Below are 4791 nucleotides of genomic sequence, written 5' to 3'. Positions count from 1 at the left end.
ATCGGTTTGCTATATAAAAGCTCCAAAGAATTTTTAAAAGAGCGTGCTGTGGACGTGAGAGCTTTTAAAAACGATTTCAGGGACTTGGTGGACAAGGTGAAAGAGAAAATAACAGGTAGTGAATTTGAAAATGTCCATAAGCGTGAATTGAGGAAAGAACGTGATCGAGGTTTGGAAAGATGAAAAAAAAAAAAAAAAAAAAGAGCCGGCTGTCCTCTTCAGGAAATCGGCTCTTTTTTTCTATGGGTTTTGCTCTTATGTTTTGAACTTGTTTTTGTTCTTGAATTTATGGTTTTTGAGACGAGTTGAAAACAAGTCTCTTCTTTCTTGATACTATACCTAACTATTTCCGCACTTGAAATGGTTAGGTTAGTAGGGCTTAGACCTTACTCTCTCAAGGTTTTTGAAGCCTCTATTATTGATTAGTTTTGTATGCTGTTTTAAAAAAAGACTTGTCTCCTAAACTCTTAAACTGTTAAGGTTGAGTTACGACACAAAACCAAACAATTAAGAAAGGGGACAAGTCACTTTTTTATGTTTTGAAAAAGAATATTCTCCTGTGACTTTACAACAACTATGAAAAAAAAACAAGAGGGCAGACTCTCAAAATCGCACTTGGAAAAGACTGTGTTAGGCAAAGAAATATTCGGAAAATACAGAGTGAAAAAGGATTTGAACAGAAAGGCAGCCGATTATATGGAAAAGCATGTATCAGTTAAAATGATCAATCGTTTTGACACATGTTCCAGTTGGTTTCATCACCTGACAAATAAAGAAATGAGCGTTAAGCGGTTGTATCGAACGGATGCCTGTGGGAATCGGTTCTGTCCAATTTGTACATGGAAAACAGCGAAAAAAAATGCAATCAAAATTTCAATCTTGATGGAAGCTGTGAAAGAGATTGAAGGGAAAGAGTTTTTGTTTCTGACATTGACAGCGCCGAGTGTCAGCGGTGAAGAATTGTGTGATGAGATTGATCAATTCAATAAAGCGGTAAATCGTTTGTTTAAGAGGCGCAATGTAGAACGTGTCGTGAAAGGTTACATTCGCAAACTGGAAGTCACGACTGACCAAGAAAAATATATTACCGAAAAACTGTACAAACGTAAAAAGGATTACTACGATTGGCGAGGATTGAAAGTGGGAGATCCGAACCCTACATATAACACGTACCATCCTCACATGCACATTATCGTGGCAGTGAATAAAAGTTATTTTGGTAACCGTGATGCTATTAGTAAGTCTGAATGGCTTGAAATGTGGCGTGATTGTATGAATGATAACTCGATTACACAAGTAGACGCTAAAAAAGTACGTGCTACCGAAACAAGCAACTCTAATGCAGTGCTTGAAATTGCGAAATACTCGGCTAAGGGCAGTGATTTGTACCACAGTGAAGCGGTGTTTGATACGTTTTATATGGCATTGAAACGGCGCCAATTGATTGTTTACTCGGGTATGATGAAAGACTATGCTAAGAAATTTAAAAATGGTGAGTTGGACCGATTTAAAAAAGAGAATGAAGATGAGTATACGCACTTGCTTCAGTCAGTTTGGAAAGGCTCAACCTACGACAGTAAATTACGTGAACTCACTCAAGAGGAAATGGAAATGTACAATGAGCGAGCTAAGTTCATTGAGGAAGGTGATGAGGTGGAATGAGCATGGCTGAAAATGAAGAGAAAAGAAAGTATGGATACATACACAAAATAGGAGAAGAAATTGCAATTTACTTTTTGGATGGAAAAGTATTGCGAGGGAAATTACTTAAAGTTTTCGTGTATGAAATCATTCTTGAAGTTGAAAGAGAAAGTAAATTAGTCGAGGTTTCTGTTTTTAAAGGAGCTATTAAATATATTATTTAAAGAGGAGGAAGAGTGATTTGACTTTTAAAAGTACTAATTATCTTCACGTTTATGCACAATTTATGCCACATCATGAGTCATTTATTGTAGGAAATAAAAAGGCTTTACTTGAGCTGAAAGAAATGATTGATGAGGCTTTGCAAAAAGGTGAGGCTGTAAGGGATTTTACTGCGTCTGATGCAGAGGATTATCAAGCCTTTATAATTAATGTATCTGATGATGATATGGCTTTGTTTGAGTCTATAGAAATGCCTTATACAGGACAGTATGGTGATGTTAATTCTAATATTTATTTTGTAAATGAGATAACGGATAGTGCTGTACCTCATTCTCCAGCATCTTTATTAAAGAAAAGTGAAGAACGCTTATAGTATTATAAGCGTTCTTCACTTTTTAATATAAAGTTAAACTTGACTTTGGTTTGTGTTTTGCAGGTATTATTGCTCTTAAAGAATGATGTTGTTTCATAGCAGTCGGTGTTCCGCCTATATGGAAGTGCCAAAACCAAGTGGATGTGCCTGGGGTTAAATGTGCATGAAGACTTCCATTGTCTAATCTAAATACAGGTCTTTTGGTAGGTTTGTGTTGGATCATTAATAATGTCGTTACTTTTTTATTCGAGTTTTTTATATTCCAGGTAACTGAATAATTTTTACCGATATTTTTTATATGTTTCTTTAAGTATGTTGAGGCCACTCTAGTTCCCTGTTTAACGACGGTTTGTAGTGCAACTCTCGCAACACTCGCAAGAATGGGAACAAGAAGCGGGGCAATCATGGGTTGCATATTTATTTGCTGTGCTTCTAATGCTTCATATGCTTCTTTGTGTTCGCTTTCAAGATTAAGAAATTCTTCATTATTGAAATATGTAGCGTATACTCTATCAAATTCTTCATCACTCATACTTTCAAATTCTTCTTCTGTGTAGGGAATCTTATCAAGATAATCATTTATTTGATTTTCAAGATTTAATACTTCTTGATTTAGTATGATTGCTTGTTTTTCATTAAATATAGAGTCTAGTTCTTTTTCAAACCCATATTCATTGTGTGCACTTGAATTGGTTTCTGCGTTTGCTGTGTTGGTGAAAGAAGAGCCTACTAATCCAAAGATTAAAAGAAAGGCGCAAAGTGAGGAAATAATTTTTTTCATGTGCATAACTATTGACTTGTCCATTGAAAAACCTCCTATATTTGATATGCAAATATGACTATACCATTTAAAATGTAATTAGGGGAAAATATTGGAGATTTACATTTTTATTTTTTATTTAATATGATTATGGGGCAGTGTCAACGGTAAATGTCTGACTGAAGCGATAGCGGAAGGAATTTAAGGAGTTGACACGAGAGATGGTTTTCACCCTCTTGGCTTGGAACAAACCACGTTTGTTCCTGCCTACCGGCGAGGGAGCCCCCTCAAAAAGTGAGGGGGGTGGGGGAGCTTTTTGGAGGGGGTCGAGGGGAAACTTTTCCCTCGCAGTGTGACAGCGTCACGGTCTGGATCTTGGGAGAAGAAGAGGAACCTTTGCGGAAAAACCGAAAAGGGAAAACGACTTCTCTTGCACGTGAATTTAGGGAAAAAGAGCGTCCATTCGTGGGCGCTCTTTTTCTTGCTTTTGACCTTGGGGGAGCTGCCTTTGGCTCCCTTGCTTTGAGCCCTCGGCAGAGCCTACACCAATGAAATTGGTATAGTAGGCTACACCAAACTTCTTTGGTCCTCTTCGCCTGATGTGCTATTCTGGCTTTATAGAGGGGGTTTCAATTTTGAAACCCCCTCCCCTGAGAGCAGAAAAAAAGGATGGTGAAATCATGGCGAATTATGCCATCATTCGAGTGCAGAAATTTAAAATTTCGGACGTACAAGGCATTCAAAAACATAATCAGCGACAAGGCAAAAGTAAAAGTAATCCGGATATTGATTATGAGCGTTCCCATCTGAATGTTGATTTGCTGAATAACCAAAAACTACGCTATGAGCAAACCATCAAAAGTGAAATTAGCGAACGAGTGAAACGAAAACCTCGGGCGAATTCTGTGGTCCTATCTGAATTTCTCGTGACGGCTTCCCCCGACTATATGAAATCTCTGTCAGCGGATGAGCAGAAACGCTATTTTGAACGGTCGCTCGATTTTATCAAGGAACGCTACGGCGAGCAGAACACCCTCTATGCGGTCGTTCATCAAGACGAGGCGAATCCACACATGCACGTGGGCCTTGTGCCGATCACTGAGGACGGGAGACTGTCTGCAAAGGACATGTTCCAACGGACTGAACTCCAAGCCCTGCAGAAGGAGTTCCCGGCTGAAATGCAGCGCCAGGGCTTTGAGGTGGTGCGTGGTCAAGAAGGGTCCGTGGAAAAGCATTTGCATCCGAATGAGTATAAAGAGAAAAAGGATTTGGAGAAGGAAGTGCAGTTGCTAGAAAAAAATATTGTAGGGAAAAAAGATGAGTGGCTCGCTCTCAATGAAAAAGTTCCGGTCAAGGTGGACTTTACGGCCAAGAAGGAAATGAAGAAAGTCGAGGTCGAGAGCAAGGAGAAAAATATCTTTGGGAAACCGAAAAAGGAAATACAGAAACAACCGACTGGAAATGTCGTGCTGGCTGAACCGGAATTTAAACGGCTGCTGTCGGCAGTGAGAGAAAATGAGCGGTTGAAAAATAACATGGAGCGGTTTCTCCGTACGGATCTGGTGCAGGAGAATATAAAGCTAGAAAAGAAAATTGACCTAATTTACAACGAGTGGCAGGAAAAGGATCGGGAAAATCAGCAGTTGAAGGTAGAAGTTCGCGAGCTGCGTTCAGAGAACCGGTCGTTAAAAGAGCGTGTAAGCGATTTACGGGGTGAAATCGGTTTGCTATATAAAAGCTCCAAAGAATTTTTAAAAGAGCGTGCTGTGGACGTGAGAGCTTTTAAAAACGATTT

The 4791-nt window shown here is 39.0% G+C and carries 5 protein-coding genes and 1 pseudogene; 5 read left to right on the top strand and 1 reads right to left on the bottom strand.

What is annotated here, in order from left to right; all coding sequences use genetic code 11:
- The 4 genes and pseudogenes from ACR65F_RS18005 to ACR65F_RS17990 all read left to right on the top strand — a co-directional run.
- Positions 1-183, top strand: a pseudogene (locus ACR65F_RS18005) (MobV family relaxase); the annotation flags it as partial.
- 513 nt (positions 184-696) lie between these two features.
- On the top strand, positions 697-1662 hold the full coding sequence (locus ACR65F_RS18000) for a protein rep (RefSeq protein ID WP_440505333.1): 966 nt from the start codon (positions 697-699) through the stop codon (positions 1660-1662).
- Positions 1663-1664: 2 nt separating this feature from the next.
- Positions 1665-1865: a hypothetical protein gene (locus ACR65F_RS17995; protein ID WP_440505332.1), complete on the top strand. Its 201-nt coding sequence runs from the start codon at positions 1665-1667 to the stop codon at positions 1863-1865.
- Positions 1866-1882: 17 nt separating this feature from the next.
- A complete protein-coding gene (locus ACR65F_RS17990; RefSeq protein WP_440505331.1) occupies positions 1883-2236 on the top strand; it encodes a hypothetical protein in 354 nt (117 codons plus the stop codon).
- A 22-nt stretch (positions 2237-2258) separates the two neighbouring features.
- Here ACR65F_RS17990 and ACR65F_RS17985 read toward each other — a convergent pair whose 3' ends face one another.
- On the bottom strand, positions 2259-3041 hold the full coding sequence (locus tag ACR65F_RS17985) for a hypothetical protein (protein ID WP_440505330.1): 783 nt from the start codon (positions 3039-3041) through the stop codon (positions 2259-2261).
- A 590-nt stretch (positions 3042-3631) separates the two neighbouring features.
- On the opposite strand from ACR65F_RS17985, the gene mobV reads away from it, so the two are divergent.
- The coding region (gene mobV / locus ACR65F_RS17980; RefSeq protein ID WP_440505329.1) for a MobV family relaxase at positions 3632-4791 on the top strand (1160 nt) is incomplete at its 3' end.

Source organism: Sporosarcina sp. SAFN-010 (assembly GCF_059415065.1).
This window is presented reverse-complemented; position numbering and strand designations above follow the sequence as displayed.

Excerpts from the sequence above, each read along its gene's own strand:
- ACR65F_RS18000 (WP_440505333.1), top strand. The coding sequence starts at position 697 with ATGGAAAAGCATGTATCAGTTAAAATGATCAATCGTTTTGACACATGT.
- ACR65F_RS17985 (WP_440505330.1), bottom strand. The coding sequence starts at position 3,041 with ATGGACAAGTCAATAGTTATGCACATGAAAAAAATTATTTCCTCACTT.
- ACR65F_RS17995 (WP_440505332.1), top strand. The coding sequence starts at position 1,665 with ATGGCTGAAAATGAAGAGAAAAGAAAGTATGGATACATACACAAAATA.